A 14,871-nucleotide genomic window follows, 5' to 3' on the forward strand; every position below is an offset into this window, starting at 1 on the left:
CCCCTGGGCAGCAACGCCCAGCCACTCTTCAGTGGCCGCCCGACCACGAAATGCAGAAAGCCCCGCTCGACATACGTCGGCGGGGCTTTCGCTTGCGGCCGCTTTTACAGTCCGGCGGCGTCGCGCAGGGCGTCAGCCTTGTCGGTGCGCTCCCAGGTGAAGGCGGTGAAGGTGTCGTCCCCCACCGTCATTTCATAGGGGTGGCGGCCGAAGTGGCCATAGGCGGCGGTGGCCTTGTACATCGGGTGCAGCAGGTCGAGCATGCGGGTGATGGCGTACGGGCGCAGGTCGAAGTGCTCGCGGACCAGCCCGATGATCTGTTCGTCGCTGATCTTGCCGGTGCCGAAGGTGTTCAGCGAGATGGAGGTGGGCTGGGCCACGCCGATGGCGTAGGAGACCTGGATCTCGCAGCGGTCGGCGAGACCGGCGGCGACGATGTTCTTGGCCACGTAGCGACCGGCGTAGGCCGCCGAGCGGTCGACCTTGGACGGGTCCTTGCCGGAGAAGGCGCCACCGCCGTGGCGGGCCATGCCGCCGTAGGTGTCGACGATGATCTTGCGCCCGGTCAGTCCGCAGTCGCCCACCGGGCCACCGATGATGAACTGGCCGGTCGGGTTGATGTGGTACTGGGTGTCCTTGTGCAGCAGCTCGGCCGGCAGGGTGTGCTTGACGATCAGCTCCATCACCGCTTCGCGCAGGTCGGCCTGCTGCACCTCGGGACCGTGCTGGGTGGAAAGTACCACCGCGTCGATGCCGACCACCTTGCCGTTCTCGTAGCGGCAGGTGACCTGGCTCTTGGCATCCGGGCGCAGCCAGGGCAGCAGGCCGGACTTGCGCGCCTCGGCCTGGCGCTCGACCAGACGGTGGGAGAAGCAGATCGGCGCCGGCATCAGCACGTCGGTTTCGTTGCTGGCGTAGCCGAACATCAGGCCCTGGTCGCCGGCGCCCTGGTCTTCCGGCTTGCTGCGGTCGACGCCCTGGGCGATGTCCACCGACTGCTTGCCGATGATGTTGATCATGCCGCAGGTGGCGCCGTCGAAGCCCACTTCCGAGCTGTTGTAGCCGATGTCGATGATGACATCGCGCACCAGCTGCTCCAGGTCGACCCAGGCGCTGGTGCTGACTTCACCGGCGACGATGGCCACGCCGGTCTTGACCAGCGTTTCGCAGGCCACGCGGGCGTGCTTGTCCTCGGCGATGATGGCGTCGAGCACCGCATCGGAGATCTGGTCGGCGATCTTGTCCGGGTGCCCTTCGGACACGGACTCGGAGGTGAAAATCGAGTATTCGCTCATCTATCGGTTTCCTGTTTACCGGTGGGTGAGGGGGTCGTCAGTGGTCGGGAAAAGTGCCGCGCCTGGATCTGAAAACCGTTCTTCAAGCCAATGTAGAGGCTCTCGCCGGGCGTGAGCCCCGCGGCATCGGCCCATCGGGCCAGATCGTCCTGTTCGAACCCCAACCAGACATCGCCGCAGGCCTCCCTGGCCCAACTCTGGTTGTGGCGGCACAGCTCGGTGACCAGCAGGCTTCCGCCTGGCTTGACCAGCCGCGCCAGTTGTCTCATCGCCTCGCCCGGCGCCGGCAGGTGGTGCAGCACCATGTTCAGCACCACGCAGTCTGCCCGTGGGCAATCGTCCAGCAGGGCATCGGCAAGCTGCAGTTGCACGTTGTCCAGCTGCTGGCTGGCGCAATGTTGCCGGGCCAGATCGAGCATCGCCGGGCTGTTGTCCACCGCGGTGACGCTGGCAAAGCGGCGAGACAGCTCCGGCAGCAGCGCACCATCGCCCGGGCCGACCTCCAGCGCCGAGGCGCCAGCGCCCAGGTCCAGCGCATCGAGCAGCGCCAGCAAGCTGTCGCGGTACTGCGGGAGTCCGGCGATCAGGTCCTGGCGGGCCTGGAAACTGCCGGCCATGCGTGCGAAGAAGTCTTCGCTGGCCGCGCTGCGCCGGGCATGCACCTGGCCGATACGGCCGCGAAGGGGCTCCGGCAGGGGCAGTCGATCGACGTCTGCCAGCAGGCCGGCATGCAGGGCACTACCTGTCCCCTCGGCTGCCGCCAGCTCGCGGCGATAGAAGATCGCGTTGCCTTCCCGCCGAGTCGCCACCAGCCCCGCCTGGGCCAGCACCTTGAGGTGGTGGCTCATCCCCGACTGGCTGATGTCGAAAATCTGCGCCAGTTCCAGCACGCCGAACGAATCGCTGGCCAGCGCCCGCAGGATGTTCAGCCGCAACGGATCGCCGCCGGCCTTGCACAGGGCGGCGAGCTGATCTGAGGGCTCGAAACGAAGCTGGGGGGCACGCAGGCTCATGGGGGCGAAGTCTAGACTCGCGCTGCGGACGCAGCAATGGCTGTATCAAAAAGTTTTGATATACGCCAGCCCGTCGGGCCGCGCGACGAGGGTGCTGGAGCCGGAGACTGGACGATTGCGGCAAGGCCTTCGTTCAGCCTTCAGCCTCCAGCGCTTTCCCCCGGCTTTTGCGTCTTTGCGCTTTTGTTGCCCCGCCAGGGGTGCATGGGCGAAAATACCGCCCCTTTTCGATTCAGCCTTCCCCCGCAGGAGATTCTCGATGCCCAGCCGTCGTGAGCGAGCCAATGCCATCCGCGCACTGAGCATGGACGCCGTGCAGAAAGCCAACAGTGGCCATCCCGGCGCCCCCATGGGCATGGCGGATATCGCCGAGGTGCTCTGGTGCGACTACCTCAAGCACAACCCGAGCGACCCTCAGTGGGCGGATCGCGACCGTTTCGTCCTGTCCAACGGCCATGGATCGATGCTGATCTATTCACTGTTGCACCTGACCGGCTACGACCTCTCCATCGATGACCTGAAGAGCTTCCGCCAGCTGCACAGCAAGACCCCTGGCCATCCCGAGCTCGGCTATGCGCCAGGCGTCGAGACCACCACCGGTCCGCTGGGGCAGGGCATCGCCAACGCGGTGGGCATGGCGGTCGCGGAAAAGATCATGGCAGCCCAGTTCAACCGCGACGGCCACAGCATCGTCGACCACTTCACCTACGTGTTCCTCGGCGATGGCTGCATGATGGAAGGTCTTTCCCATGAGGTATGCTCGCTTGCGGGCACTCTGGGACTGAACAAGCTGATCGCCTTCTACGATGACAACGGCATCTCCATCGATGGCGAGGTCCATGGCTGGTTTACCGATGACACCCCCAAGCGTTTCGAGGCCTACGGCTGGCAGGTGATCCGCAACGTCGACGGCCACGATGCCGAAGAGATCAAGATGGCCCTGGAAACCGCCCGCAAGAGCGACCAGCCAACGCTGATCTGCTGCAAGACCGTGATCGGCTTCGGCTCGCCGAACAAGCAGGGCAAGGAAGAAAGCCACGGTTCCGCTCTGGGCGAGGAAGAGATCGCCCTGACTCGCGCCGCGCTGAACTGGAGCCATGGCCCGTTCGAGATCCCGGCCGATATCTATGCCGAATGGGATGCCCGCCCCGCTGGTGCCCAGGCACAGGACCAGTGGAATGTCCGCTTTGCCGCCTACGCCGAGGCTTATCCGGAACTGGCCGCCGAGTTCAAGCGGCGCATGGCCGGCGAGCTGCCGGCCGATTTTTCTGAAAAGGCCTCGGCCTTCATCCGTGAAGTCGCCGGCAAGGGCGAAACCATCGCCAGTCGCAAGGCCAGCCAGAACTGCCTGAACGCCTTCGGCCCGCTGCTTCCGGAACTGCTGGGCGGCTCGGCGGACCTGGCCGGCTCCAACCTGACCCTGTGGAAGGGCGTCAAGCCGGTAGTCGCCGAGGATGCGTCCGGCAACTACATGTACTACGGCGTCCGCGAGTTCGGCATGAGTGCCATGATGAACGGTATCGCCTTGCACGGCGGCCTGATTCCCTATGGCGCCACCTTCCTGATGTTCATGGAATACGCCCGCAACGCGGTGCGCATGTCGGCCTTGATGAGGCAGCGGGTGATCTATGTCTTCACCCACGACTCCATCGGTCTGGGCGAAGACGGCCCCACCCACCAGCCGGTCGAGCAGCTGGCCAGCCTGCGCATGACTCCGAATCTGGACACCTGGCGCCCGGCCGACACCGTGGAATCCGCCGTCGCCTGGAAACACGCCGTGGAGCGCAAGGACGGCCCCAGCGCGCTGATCTTCTCGCGCCAGAACCTGCCATACCACATCCGCGACAACGAGACCGAGGCGGCCATCGCCCGCGGCGGCTATATCCTCAAGGGCTGCGCCGGAGAACCCGAGCTGATCCTCATCGCGACCGGCTCCGAAGTAGGGCTGGCGGTACAGGCCTACGATAAGCTGACCGCCGAGGGTCGCCAGGTCCGCGTGGTGTCGATGCCCTGCACCAGTCTGTTCGAAGTCCAGGACGCGGCCTGGAAGCAGCACGTACTGCCCCTGGAAGTCAGCGCGCGGATCGCCATCGAGGCAGCCCATGCCGATTATTGGTACAAGTACGTCGGCCTCGAAGGTCGCGTGATCGGCATGACCACCTACGGCGAGTCGGCCCCGGCCGCGCAGCTGTTCGAGCACTTCGGCTTTACCCTCGACAACATCCTCGCGGTGGCGGACGAGCTGCTAGAGGACTAGGTCAAGCGGCAAGCTGCAAGCCACAAGCTGCAAGTAAAAGCGGCACGGACCGGCTTGCAGCTTGAGGCTTGCAGCTTGGAGCTGCTTTTATGATTTCCCCCCCCTACCGCGTTGCCCTCAACGGCTACGGCCGCATCGGCCGCTGCGTGCTGCGTGCCTATCACGAGCGCGGGGCGGGATTTCCGTTCGAGATCGTTGCGCTGAACGATCTTGCCGACATGGCCAGTCTCGAATACCTCACCCGTTTCGACTCTACCCATGGCCGTTTCCCCGGCGATGTGAGGGTAGCCGGCGATAGCCTGCACCTGAACGGGCGATGCGTGCGGGTACTACGCGAGGCGGAACCCGAGTCGATCGACTGGCGGGCATTGGCGATCGACTTGGTGCTGGAATGCTCCGGCGTGTATCACACCCGTGCCGACGGTGAGCGCTTCCTGGCGGCCGGGGCGCCGCGGGTGCTGTTCTCCCAGCCGATGGCCAGCGAGGCGGATGTGGATGCCACGGTGGTGATGGGCATCAACCAGCAGCGCCTGGAGGGCTGCGAGCGGCTGGTGTCCAACGCGTCCTGTACCACCAACTGCGGCGTGCCGCTGCTCAAGCTGCTCGATGGTGCCCTGGGTCTCGAACACGTTTCCATCACCACCATCCACTCGGCGATGAATGATCAGCCGGTGATCGATGCCTATCACCATGAAGACCTCCGCCGTACGCGCTCGGCGTTCCAGTCGGTGATTCCGGTATCCACCGGTCTGGCGAGAGGCATTGAACGACTGCTGCCGGAACTCTCGGGACGGATTCGGGCCAAAGCCGTGCGGGTGCCCACGGTTAATGTGTCCTGCCTGGACATCACCCTGCAGACCGCACGTGACACCGACGCGCAAGAGGTCAACCGGATCCTGCGTGAAGCCGCCGAAGCGGGGCCGCTTCAGGGCCTTGTCGCCTACACCGAGCTGCCCCACGCCAGTTGTGACTTCAACCACGACCCGCATTCGGCCATCGTCGATGGCAGCCTCACCCATGTGGTCGGGCCGAGGCTGGTGAACCTGCTGGCCTGGTTCGATAACGAATGGGGCTTCGCCAACCGCATGCTGGAAGTGGCGGAGCACTACCTGCAGGTCGCCCACCGCCGTCGCTGAGCTGGATATCACCGCATTTCGATTAGGGAAAATAAGGAAATCAAGATGACCGTACTGAAAATGACCGACCTCGACCTCCAGGGCAAGCGCGTGCTGATCCGCGAGGATCTCAACGTGCCGGTGAAGGATGGCGTGGTGAAGAGCGATGCGCGCATCCTGGCCTCGCTGCCGACCATCAAGCTGGCGCTGGAAAAGGGCGCGGCGGTGCTGGTCTGCTCGCACCTGGGTCGTCCGGAAGAGGGCATCTACAGCGAGGCGGACAGCCTGCAGCCGGTGGCCGACTACCTGGCCAAGGCGCTCGGCCGCGAGGTGCCGCTGGTCAAGGACTACCTGGGCGGCGTGGAGGTGAAGGCAGGCGATCTGGTGCTGCTGGAGAACGTGCGCTTCAACAAGGGAGAGAAAAAGAACACCGATGACCTGGCACAGCAGTACGCGGCGCTGTGCGACGTGTTCGTGATGGACGCCTTCGGTACCGCGCATCGCGCCCAGGGCTCCACCCATGGGGTTGGCAAGTTCGCCAAGGTGGCCTGCGCGGGTCCTCTGCTGGCGGCCGAGCTGGAGGCCCTGGGCAAGGCGCTGGGCAATCCGGCCAAGCCCATGGCGGCCATCGTGGCCGGTTCCAAGGTGTCGACCAAGCTTGATGTCCTGACCTCCCTGTCGGAGATCTGCGATCAACTGATCGTGGGCGGCGGCATCGCCAACACTTTCCTTGCCGCAGCCGGGCACAAGGTCGGCAAGTCGCTTTACGAAGCCGATCTGGTCGACACCGCCAAGGCCATCGCGGCCAAGGTCAGTGTTCCGTTGCCGATGGACGTGGTGGTGGCCAAGGCCTTCGCCGAAGACGCCGTGGCCACGGTCAAGGCCATCGACGACGTGGAGGATGACGACATGATCCTCGACATCGGCCCGGAGACTGCGGCGCAGTTTGCCGAGCTGCTCAAGTCGAGCAAGACCATCCTCTGGAACGGCCCAGTGGGCGTGTTCGAATTCGAACAGTTCGGCGCCGGCACCCAGACCCTGGCCAAGGCAATCGCCGATAGCCCGGCGTTTTCCATCGCGGGCGGTGGCGACACCCTGGCGGCGATCGACAAATACGGCGTGGCCGAGCAGATCTCCTACATCTCCACCGGAGGTGGCGCCTTCCTCGAGTTCGTCGAGGGCAAGGTGTTGCCGGCGGTCGAGATGCTGGAACAGCGCGCCGCGCAATGAGCGCCTTCGTCGCTCGCTCCGGGAGAGACAGCATGCGTATCGCCCTGCTGCTGGCCGTTGTCGCGGTCGCTGGCTGTGCCGGGGGGCGGACCCCGGATAGCGCCTGTGAAGTCTTCGTGCCGCCAGTGGCGGCCGATCCCTCCGTGCAGGACGGACAGACGCCTGGTGTGCGCAGCACAGCCGATCCCGAATTACCCGTTGTGGAGGATTTCGACTGTTGAGCCTGCTCAAAGGACTGCTTCTCGGGGGCGCCGTGTCCGTGCTTGCTGGTTGTTCTCATTGGGACGCCGGGCCGGACGCTCGCTTCACCCGTTGGGTCTGTGAACAGCCGGACTTCATCGAATGGCGTCACCCCGACGCCGAGCGGCAGTTCATCGAGTTGCGGGTCGGTGCCGAGGGCCAGATTCAACGCCTGCAAAAGGAACCTGCCATCCAGGGAACTTTCTATAGTGATGGCATCATTGCCTTCCACGACCGGGGGACCGACGCCCTGGTGTTTCGGCTGTCGGATGATCGCGTGATCGCTCGGGGCTGCAGGGCTTCGCTGTTCAACTTTTGACCGCAATCGCGATTCCCCGGCCCCATGCCGCGCCGACCGGCGCGGTGCTTGAACAGTGCCGGCCCTTGGGGCAGGCTTTATTTGATACACGACCCAACCGGGAGAAAGGAAATCATGGCACTCATCAGCATGCGCCAGTTGCTCGATCACGCCGCCGAATTCGGCTACGGCGTGCCGGCCTTCAACGTCAACAACCTCGAGCAGATGCGCGCAATCATGGAAGCGGCTGACAAGACCGATTCTCCGGTGATCGTCCAGGCCTCGGCCGGGGCGCGCAAATATGCCGGCGCACCTTTCCTGCGCCACCTGATTCTCGCTGCGGTGGAAGAATGGCCGCACATTCCGGTGGTCATGCACCAGGATCACGGCACCAGCCCAGCGATCTGCCAGCGCTCGATCCAGCTTGGCTTTTCCTCGGTGATGATGGACGGCTCGCTGGGCGAAGACGGCAAGACGCCCGCCGACTACGAATACAACGTGCGCGTCACCCGTCAGACCGTCGAGATGGCCCATGCCTGCGGCGTGTCGGTGGAGGGCGAGCTGGGTTGCCTGGGCAGCCTGGAAACCGGCATGGCCGGTGAAGAAGACGGTGTCGGTGCCGAAGGCGTTCTCGATCACAGTCAGTTGCTGACCGATCCGGAAGAAGCCGCCGATTTCGTCGCCAAGACCGGCGTGGACGCGCTGGCCATCGCCATCGGCACCAGCCACGGCGCCTACAAGTTCAGCAAGCCGCCAACTGGCGACACCCTGTCGATCCAGCGCATCAAGGAGATCCACGCGCGTATTCCCGGTACTCACCTGGTCATGCATGGCTCCTCTTCGGTTCCTCAGGAGTGGTTGCAGATCATCAACGAGTACGGTGGCGACATCGGTGAGACCTACGGCGTGCCGGTCGAGGAAATCGTAGAAGGGATCAAGTACGGCGTGCGCAAGGTGAACATCGATACTGATCTGCGGCTGGCCTCCACCGGGGCGATCCGCGAATTCATGGCCAAGCACCCAGCCGAATTCGACCCGCGCAAGTATCTGGCAAAGACGGTCAGCGCCATGCGCGACGTATGCATCGCTCGTTACGAGGCTTTCGGTACCGCCGGCAATGCCAGCAAGATCAAGCCCATCTCACTGGACGCCATGTCCATGCGCTACGCCAGCGGCGAGCTTGATCCAAAGGTCAACTGAGCCCTGAGCCGGACCGACGCGGGCGCCCAGGCGCCCGCGTCGCGTTTCAGGCGAGCAATTTCTGAATCTGATTGCGCAAGGTTTCCAGAGAAAAGGGCTTGGACAGCACCGGCGCCGAGTGCGCGATCGGGCTACCGCTTTCGTAGATCTCGATCGGATAACCACTGATGAAGATCACCTTGAGATCCGGTCGGAGCTTGAGAGCAGGCTCAGCAATCATTACTCCCGTCACCCCGTCGGGCAACCGGAAGTCGGTCACCAGCAGGTCGAGATGCGGCTTGGTGGCAAGGATCTCGAAGGCGCGGGTCGAGCTCTCGGCCTCCAGAACCTGATACCCCTCGGCGGCCAGGTAGTCCGCGAGCAGGGTCAGGATGGGTGGTTCATCCTCGACGATCAGGACGACTTTTGCTGCAGCTGTCATAGGGTCATCTCAAGGGGGTGCAAGGCGGCATTCGGCTCGTAACGAGGTGTCGCCAAATGTTTGAGTTGGCGCGCTGTAGCAAGTTTCATGCTGAATGCCTGGGGTCCAGGGGTCTGCATCTGAATGCAGCTTGCGGAGAGGTCGTGACATCTGCTCTGGATCGGTCCTCTCCAGGCGACGGGTTAACCTTGGCCAAGATGGCTGAATTTTTCGGCAGATTGCATGCCAACAGGTCGGGTGTCATGCGTTTTGCACGATAAGCGGAGTATGTGAGGTAAAGTAAGTCATTGATTTAAATGGATAATTATTTATTTAGAAAGTTGGCATGAACACTGCTGTATCAGGCAGGACAGCGTCACCCTGTACTGGAGAATCATAAATGCCTAACGTTACGAACATGCTCACTGCCGCCTTCCCCGAGTTTGATGTGGTCACCGACAAGCGCCCCGATAGTGGCATATTGCTGACGCTTCGCCACGACGGTCAGGACATTGTGCGCCGTGCCATTTCGCCGGGCCAGGCCAGCTCCGCGCTTCAGCTCGAGTGGGTCATCAGTTCGATCCGCCGTGACCTGGCACTGGAAGCAGGCATGTCGCCTGCCATTGCACACCTGCAAAGCCAGAGCCGCACTGCCTTGCCCACCTACGAGTACCGCTGAACCTCCTGCGGGCCTCCGTCTAGCCGATGAGGTAAACCGACATGAATGCGATAGAACTGCTGGTCGAAGATCATGAGCGGGTCAAGGACATCCTCAACCGCCTCTCTGATACGACCGAGCGAGCAGTCAAGACTCGCACGGAATTGCTGCAGAAGCTCGAAATGGAACTCGTGATCCACACCCGCCTGGAAGAAGAAATCCTCTATCCGGCGTTCAAGCAGGCTGGCCGGAAGGAACAGGAAGTGATGTACCACGAGGCCAAGGAAGAACACCGGACAGTGGATTCACTGGTGTTGCCGGACCTCAAGGAAACCGAGCCAGGCAGTCTTGAATTCGCTGGCCGGGTGAAGGTGTGCAAGGAGCTGCTCGAGCACCATATCGAGGAAGAGGAGGAAAAACTCTTCCCCCAGGCGCAGGAGCTGTTCGACGAGCAGCGCCTCGAAGCCCTCGGCGCGCAGATGCTGGCGCTGAAGAAGGATCTTCGCAAGGGTTACACCACCCATTGACCATCCGTGTGGGGTGGCCGATCGCCCCCCTGCACCTCTGGGTCACCTCTCTGCGGTTTTCTCCCCCTGTTCTGCCCAGGGTGCCGGTTTTGGTGCCGCTGGGGCACTCTGGCCGCGGGAAAGGGTCCATCTTCCTGAGTGTCATTGAGTTGCCGACAATAACGGCGTCCCTCGCTACAAAGGAGAAGAATCTATGCGTCTTGCCTATTTCGTTGCACCTGCGGTACTCAGTCTCGTCCTGGTTGGTTGTGGTAACGACGAGCCCGATGAAGTGACACCGCCTCCAGCCACGACGATGGAGCCGGGCTCGCCCCAGTCGGCCGACCCAGCGATGCCACCGGCTGATGATACTGGCGCCACCGAGTACGAGCCCGCACCGGGCACTGGTACCGGCACCGGGACCGGCCTGGATACTGGCGCAGGTACTGGAGCTACCATGAACCCGCCGACCGACGACAGTGGCAGTGGTCTGGGCACCGCCTCGGGCGAGGGCACTGCGCCGAACACTACTGGGACCGGCACGCCCGCCAACTGAGGCGTAGCTGTTTCGAGCCACGGGCGGGCCGCTTCTGCGGCCCGCATCATTTTGGAGATGTCTGATGAAAGCCACGATGCTTGTGTTATGCGCAGGCCTGGGGCTGGCCCTCGCCGGCTGCGGTCGGGAAGAAGAGGAATCGGCCATGGACAACGTGACTGACAATCCCCAGCAGTACTATGACACCACCGCTGAGCCCGCCGGCCCTCGCGACCACCATTCTCCCGCCAGCCAGCCCAACGAGTGATCCACAGCCGTCGGCGATCAGGCGTGTGCCTTGATCAGCGGCTGCACCGCGTGGCGGAGGGCCTGCAACTGGCGGGCGATCAGTAACAGCTGCGTCTGCACCAGCCGGTGGCCGTCATCGGTGTCCTCCGGCATCTGTTCCAGGCGCGTTGCCAGGGCTTCGTCCTCGGCGCTCTCACTGTCGATCGGTCGGTTCTCCTGCAAGGCGACCGCCAACCCGTCCAGGCTGGCCGCCAGCTGCGCCGCCGTCTCATCGAGCAGGGCGTCGCTGGCATCGTCGGCCAGGCTTTCACGGTGCGCACCCAAGGCTGACAGGTAGCTCAGCAGCGCATTGGAATGCGTCAGAAAGCGAAACCCGGCCTCTGCGTCGCGACGGAAATGCCCAGGCTCGAGCAGCATGTTCGACAGGGTGGTGGACAGCGCGGCGTCAGCGTTGTGGGCATTGCGTCGGGCCAGGCGATAGGCCAGGTCATCGCGCTTGCCGGTGTCGTACTGACCCATGATCTGGCGCAGGTAGCCGGCACTGCAGCCCAGCGTGGCACCCAGCACCCGGTTCAGCCGCCGGCCCTGCCAGTCAGGCAGGACCAGGAAGACCGCGGCGGCGGCGATCAGGCTGCCGAGCAGGGTGTCCACCAGTCTTGGCCAGATCAGGCCATAACCGTCTCCGACCTGGTTGAAGCAGAACAGCACCATCAGGGTGATCGCAGCCGTCGCCAGGGTGTAGCGCGTGCTGCGTGTGGCGAAAAACACCACCCCGGCGACCACGGCGAACAGCGCCTGGATCTGCGCGGCGGGAAACAGGTTGAACAGGGCCCAGCCGGTAATCAGGCCCATTACCGTGCCGCTGATGCGCTGCACCAGCTTGATTCGTGTGGCCCCGTAGTTCGGTTGGCAGACAAACACTGTGGTCAGCAGCACCCAGTAACCCTGCTCGGGGTGGATCGCATGCAGGACGGCGTAACCGCAGAGCAGCGCCAGGGTCATGCGCAGGGCATGGCGAAACAGCAGCGATGTGGGTGTGAGCTGCTCACGGATGCGCCGTGCCCCTTCGCGCAGGCTGTGCGGCTGGCGGTCCAGCAGACTGCTGTCTTGCTCGCCGCTGAGCCCTTCCGGGTCGCTGGCGCTGGCCAGTTGGGCCTGCACCGCCTGGAGATTGCCTGCCAGCGCCCGTAGCGAGCGCAGCAGTCCGCGCCAGGCCGGGTTCTGCTGCGCGCGGAGGTAGTCGAGCGAGGCCTGCAGGTCTTCCATCGCCGCATTGCCGGCATCGCCCGTATGGTGGAACGGCTGATGCAGGCGAATGGCTTCGGCGAGCGCGCTGCAGCTGTTCGATTGCACCCGCAGCAACTGCTGGCAGCGAAACAGCACGTCGCTGTGAAAGAAGGCTTCGGCCAGTGCCTGGTAGGGGTAGTGCGAGGAGCTGGCCCGCTCGTGCAGGTCCTGGGCGAGAAAATACAGCTTGAGGTAATGGTTCAGCTCAGCGCTTCCGCGCGACTGGCCTATCCGGTGCAGGAGGGTTTCCTTCGCCCCGTTCATCGCGGCCACCACCCGGCCGTTCTGCCGCGCCAGCTCCAGGCGCCGCTCGCTGACATTGAGCTGACGCAGGGGCTCGAACAGGGCTGCCTTGAGCCGCAGGTAGCGCGACAGCTCGCGATAGACCTTGGCCAGGCTTTGCTGCACCGGCTGATGGGAAAACAGCGCATTCCACACCACCGACAACAGCCCGTACCAGGCAGCACCGGCCACCAGCAGCAACGGCTCCAGCCATAGCTGCGGGGTTACGCCGCCGCGCTGATCCACCGCGATCATGCTGTAAACCGAGAGGATCAGGGTGGCCTGGGCGATGGTCGCATAGCGCTCGCCGAGCGCCCCGAGCATCACCAGGGAGAAGGTCGCGCAGGCCAGTCCCAGGGCAAACAGGAGCGGGTAGGGGAAGAGCAGCTCCACCGATACCGCTGCGACCGAAAAGCACACCAGGGTCACCAGCAGGGCCTGCAGGCGTCCGCGCCAGCTGTCATCGGTTTCCGCCAGGGCGCTGGCGATGATGCCGAGAAACAGCGGTATCACCAGCCCCGGCTGCGCCAGGTGCCAGGACAGGCCCATGCTGCAGGCCAGGGCGATGAATACGCGCAGGCTGTATCCGAACTTTTCCAGCGCCCACAGGCGGCGCAGGGACTGGCGAAACGAAGGGGCTGGCATGTACAGGTCGGGGGAAGTGACTGGAGTCCTGAGCATGTCACAGCGCAGCCGAATCGTCTCGCTGGGCGTCGCATCGGCCCCGCATCACAGGATTGCCATGGTTCGTTAATCGGAATGCCGTCTGCGGTGGGCATCAATGGCCCGGCACCAAGCAAACCATCCAGATGTCACCCCTGCGAAAGACTGGGCGACCTCTAGCCCGGCCTTTCTTGCGAAGCACTCGCGCGTCGGCTTTTCAGCGTTGGCTCAGACCTCGCGCACCCGCAACGACCGCCCCTTGACCTTTCCCTCGCTGAGCCGCTTCAGCGCCTGACGTGCCACGCCACGCTCCACCGCGACATAGGCCTGGTGGTCGAACAGAGCGATCTTGCCCACCTGAGCCCCGACGAGGCCGGCCTCACCCGTGAGCGCGCCGAGAATGTCGCCCGGACGCAGTTTTTCCTTGCGCCCGGCGCCAATGCACAGGGTGGTCATCGGCGGCAGCAGCGGTCCGCTGTCGGCAGGCTGGAGCGAGGCCGGGTCGCACCAACGCAGCGGGGCACCCTGCAGGCGTTCCACCGCCTGCGCCCGGGCGGCTTCGGCCGGGGCGACCAGTGACAGCGCCAGCCCCTTTTCGCCGGCCCGGCCACTACGGCCGATTCGATGCACATGCACTTCCGGGTCACGGGAGAGTTCGACATTGATCACCGCTTCGAGGCCGGCGATGTCCAGCCCGCGCGCCGCCACGTCAGTGGCGACCAGTACGCTCAGGCTGCGATTGGCGAACATTGCCAGCACCTGGTCGCGCTCGCGCTGTTCCAGGTCGCCGTGCAACGGCGCGGCGCTGATTCTTTGGCCTTGAAGGTAGTCCACCAGCTCCTGGCATTGTTGCCGGGTGTGGCAGAACGCGACGCTGGAAGCGGGGCGGAAATGCCGCAACAGCCGCGCCACGCTTTCCAGCCGTTGCGCCGGCTCGATTTCGTAGAAGCGCTGTTCGATCTGGCTGTCGTCATGCTGCGAGGCCACCTCGATCCGCTGCGGCTGACGCATGAAGCGAGCCGCCAGCTGTTCGATGCCGGCCGGATAGGTGGCGGAGAACAGCAGCGTCTGACGCCTCGCGGGCGTCTGCTCGATGATCTCGGCAATGCTGTCGTAGAAGCCCATGTCGAGCATGCGGTCGGCTTCGTCCAGTACCAGGCTGTTCAGTCCGTCGAGCACCAGGGTGCCCTTGCGCAGGTGTTCCTGAATCCGCCCCGGCGTGCCGACCACCACGTGCGCGCCGTGCTCCAGCGAACCGATCTGCGGGCCGATGGGCACCCCGCCGGACAGTGTGAGCACCTTGATGTTGTCTGCGGCCCGCGCCAGGCGGCGGATTTCCTTGGCCACCTGATCGGCCAGTTCGCGGGTTGGGCACAGCACCAGCGCCTGACAACCAAAGAACCTGGGGTTCAGTGGGGCCAGCAGGGCAATGCCGAAGGCCACCGTCTTGCCGCTGCCAGTCTTGGCCTGGGCGATCAGGTCGCGGCCGGCCAGTGCCAGCGGCAGGCTCTGCGCCTGGATCGGGGTCATCGCCAGATAGCCGAGCGTCTCGAGGTTGACGAGCATGGCGGGGGAAATGGAGAGCGAGGAAAAGGCTGGGCTGGCCACGGCAGAGTCTTCGGCGGGAGATGGCCGCGAAGTTT

General features: G+C 64.3%; 15 protein-coding genes. 10 read left to right on the plus strand and 5 right to left on the minus strand.

Annotated elements, in window-relative coordinates:
- Positions 1-104 precede the first annotated feature (104 nt).
- Together metK and ACFOMF_RS11390 are read right to left on the minus strand one after the other, a co-directional pair.
- The gene (gene metK / locus ACFOMF_RS11385; RefSeq protein WP_386364866.1) at positions 105-1,295 is read right to left on the minus strand and encodes a methionine adenosyltransferase; all 1,191 of its coding nucleotides are present in this window, start codon (positions 1,293-1,295) and stop codon (positions 105-107) included.
- Positions 1,292-2,308 carry an ArsR/SmtB family transcription factor gene (locus ACFOMF_RS11390; protein ID WP_386364868.1) on the minus strand — a complete coding sequence of 339 codons (1,017 nt, stop codon included), beginning with the start codon at positions 2,306-2,308 and terminating at the stop codon, positions 1,292-1,294. Before ACFOMF_RS11390 ends, metK begins: the two co-directional genes overlap by 4 nt.
- Positions 2,309-2,567: 259 nt before the next feature.
- On the opposite strand from ACFOMF_RS11390, the gene tkt reads away from it, so the two are divergent.
- From tkt to fba, 6 genes are all read left to right on the plus strand, one after another.
- Positions 2,568-4,565 carry a transketolase gene (gene tkt, locus ACFOMF_RS11395; protein ID WP_386364871.1) on the plus strand — a complete coding sequence of 666 codons (1,998 nt, stop codon included), beginning with the start codon at positions 2,568-2,570 and terminating at the stop codon, positions 4,563-4,565.
- An 89-nt stretch (positions 4,566-4,654) separates the two neighbouring features.
- Positions 4,655-5,701: an erythrose-4-phosphate dehydrogenase gene (gene epd / locus ACFOMF_RS11400; RefSeq protein ID WP_386364873.1), complete on the plus strand. Its 1,047-nt coding sequence runs from the start codon at positions 4,655-4,657 to the stop codon at positions 5,699-5,701.
- Between the two features lie 45 nt (positions 5,702-5,746).
- Positions 5,747-6,910 (plus strand): phosphoglycerate kinase, encoded by a 1,164-nt coding sequence (locus ACFOMF_RS11405; RefSeq protein WP_386364875.1) that lies wholly within the window; start codon positions 5,747-5,749, stop codon positions 6,908-6,910.
- A 32-nt stretch (positions 6,911-6,942) separates the two neighbouring features.
- A complete protein-coding gene (locus ACFOMF_RS11410) occupies positions 6,943-7,131 on the plus strand; it encodes a hypothetical protein (protein WP_386364877.1) in 189 nt (62 codons plus the stop codon).
- Positions 7,128-7,469, plus strand: a complete 342-nt coding sequence (locus tag ACFOMF_RS11415; protein WP_386364879.1) for a hypothetical protein — start codon at positions 7,128-7,130, stop codon at positions 7,467-7,469. Before ACFOMF_RS11410 ends, ACFOMF_RS11415 begins: the two co-directional genes overlap by 4 nt.
- Before the next feature lie 114 nt (positions 7,470-7,583).
- A complete protein-coding gene (fba, locus tag ACFOMF_RS11420; protein WP_386364881.1) occupies positions 7,584-8,648 on the plus strand; it encodes a class II fructose-bisphosphate aldolase in 1,065 nt (354 codons plus the stop codon).
- Positions 8,649-8,694: 46 nt separating this feature from the next.
- On the opposite strand, the gene ACFOMF_RS11425 is transcribed toward fba, so the two are convergent.
- Positions 8,695-9,069, minus strand: coding sequence for a response regulator (locus tag ACFOMF_RS11425; protein ID WP_386364884.1), 375 nt, complete (start codon positions 9,067-9,069; stop codon positions 8,695-8,697).
- Between the two features lie 379 nt (positions 9,070-9,448).
- Here ACFOMF_RS11425 and ACFOMF_RS11430 point away from each other — a divergent pair, with 379 nt between their 5' ends.
- The 4 genes from ACFOMF_RS11430 (at position 9,449) to ACFOMF_RS11445 (ending at position 11,015) form a co-directional block, all read left to right on the plus strand.
- Entirely contained in the window at positions 9,449-9,727 is a 279-nt protein-coding gene (locus ACFOMF_RS11430; protein ID WP_386364886.1) for a DUF3509 domain-containing protein, read from the plus strand.
- 41 nt (positions 9,728-9,768) lie between these two features.
- Complete coding sequence (locus tag ACFOMF_RS11435) at positions 9,769-10,233, plus strand: hemerythrin domain-containing protein (RefSeq protein WP_386364888.1); 465 nt, start codon at positions 9,769-9,771, stop codon at positions 10,231-10,233.
- Between the two features lie 193 nt (positions 10,234-10,426).
- The gene (locus tag ACFOMF_RS11440; RefSeq protein WP_386364890.1) at positions 10,427-10,768 is read left to right on the plus strand and encodes a hypothetical protein; all 342 of its coding nucleotides are present in this window, start codon (positions 10,427-10,429) and stop codon (positions 10,766-10,768) included.
- A gap of 64 nt (positions 10,769-10,832) precedes the next feature.
- Positions 10,833-11,015: a hypothetical protein gene (locus ACFOMF_RS11445; RefSeq protein WP_386364892.1), complete on the plus strand. Its 183-nt coding sequence runs from the start codon at positions 10,833-10,835 to the stop codon at positions 11,013-11,015.
- 17 nt (positions 11,016-11,032) lie between these two features.
- Here ACFOMF_RS11445 and yccS read toward each other — a convergent pair whose 3' ends face one another.
- Together yccS and dbpA are read right to left on the minus strand one after the other, a co-directional pair.
- Positions 11,033-13,210 carry a YccS family putative transporter gene (yccS, locus tag ACFOMF_RS11450; protein ID WP_386364894.1) on the minus strand — a complete coding sequence of 726 codons (2,178 nt, stop codon included), beginning with the start codon at positions 13,208-13,210 and terminating at the stop codon, positions 11,033-11,035.
- 246 nt (positions 13,211-13,456) lie between these two features.
- Complete coding sequence (dbpA, locus tag ACFOMF_RS11455) at positions 13,457-14,836, minus strand: ATP-dependent RNA helicase DbpA (protein ID WP_386364896.1); 1,380 nt, start codon at positions 14,834-14,836, stop codon at positions 13,457-13,459.
- Between the last annotated feature and the right edge of the window lie 35 nt (positions 14,837-14,871).

It is taken from the genome of Stutzerimonas tarimensis, assembly GCF_042648805.1.
GTDB classification, from domain to species: domain Bacteria; phylum Pseudomonadota; class Gammaproteobacteria; order Pseudomonadales; family Pseudomonadaceae; genus Azomonas; species Azomonas tarimensis.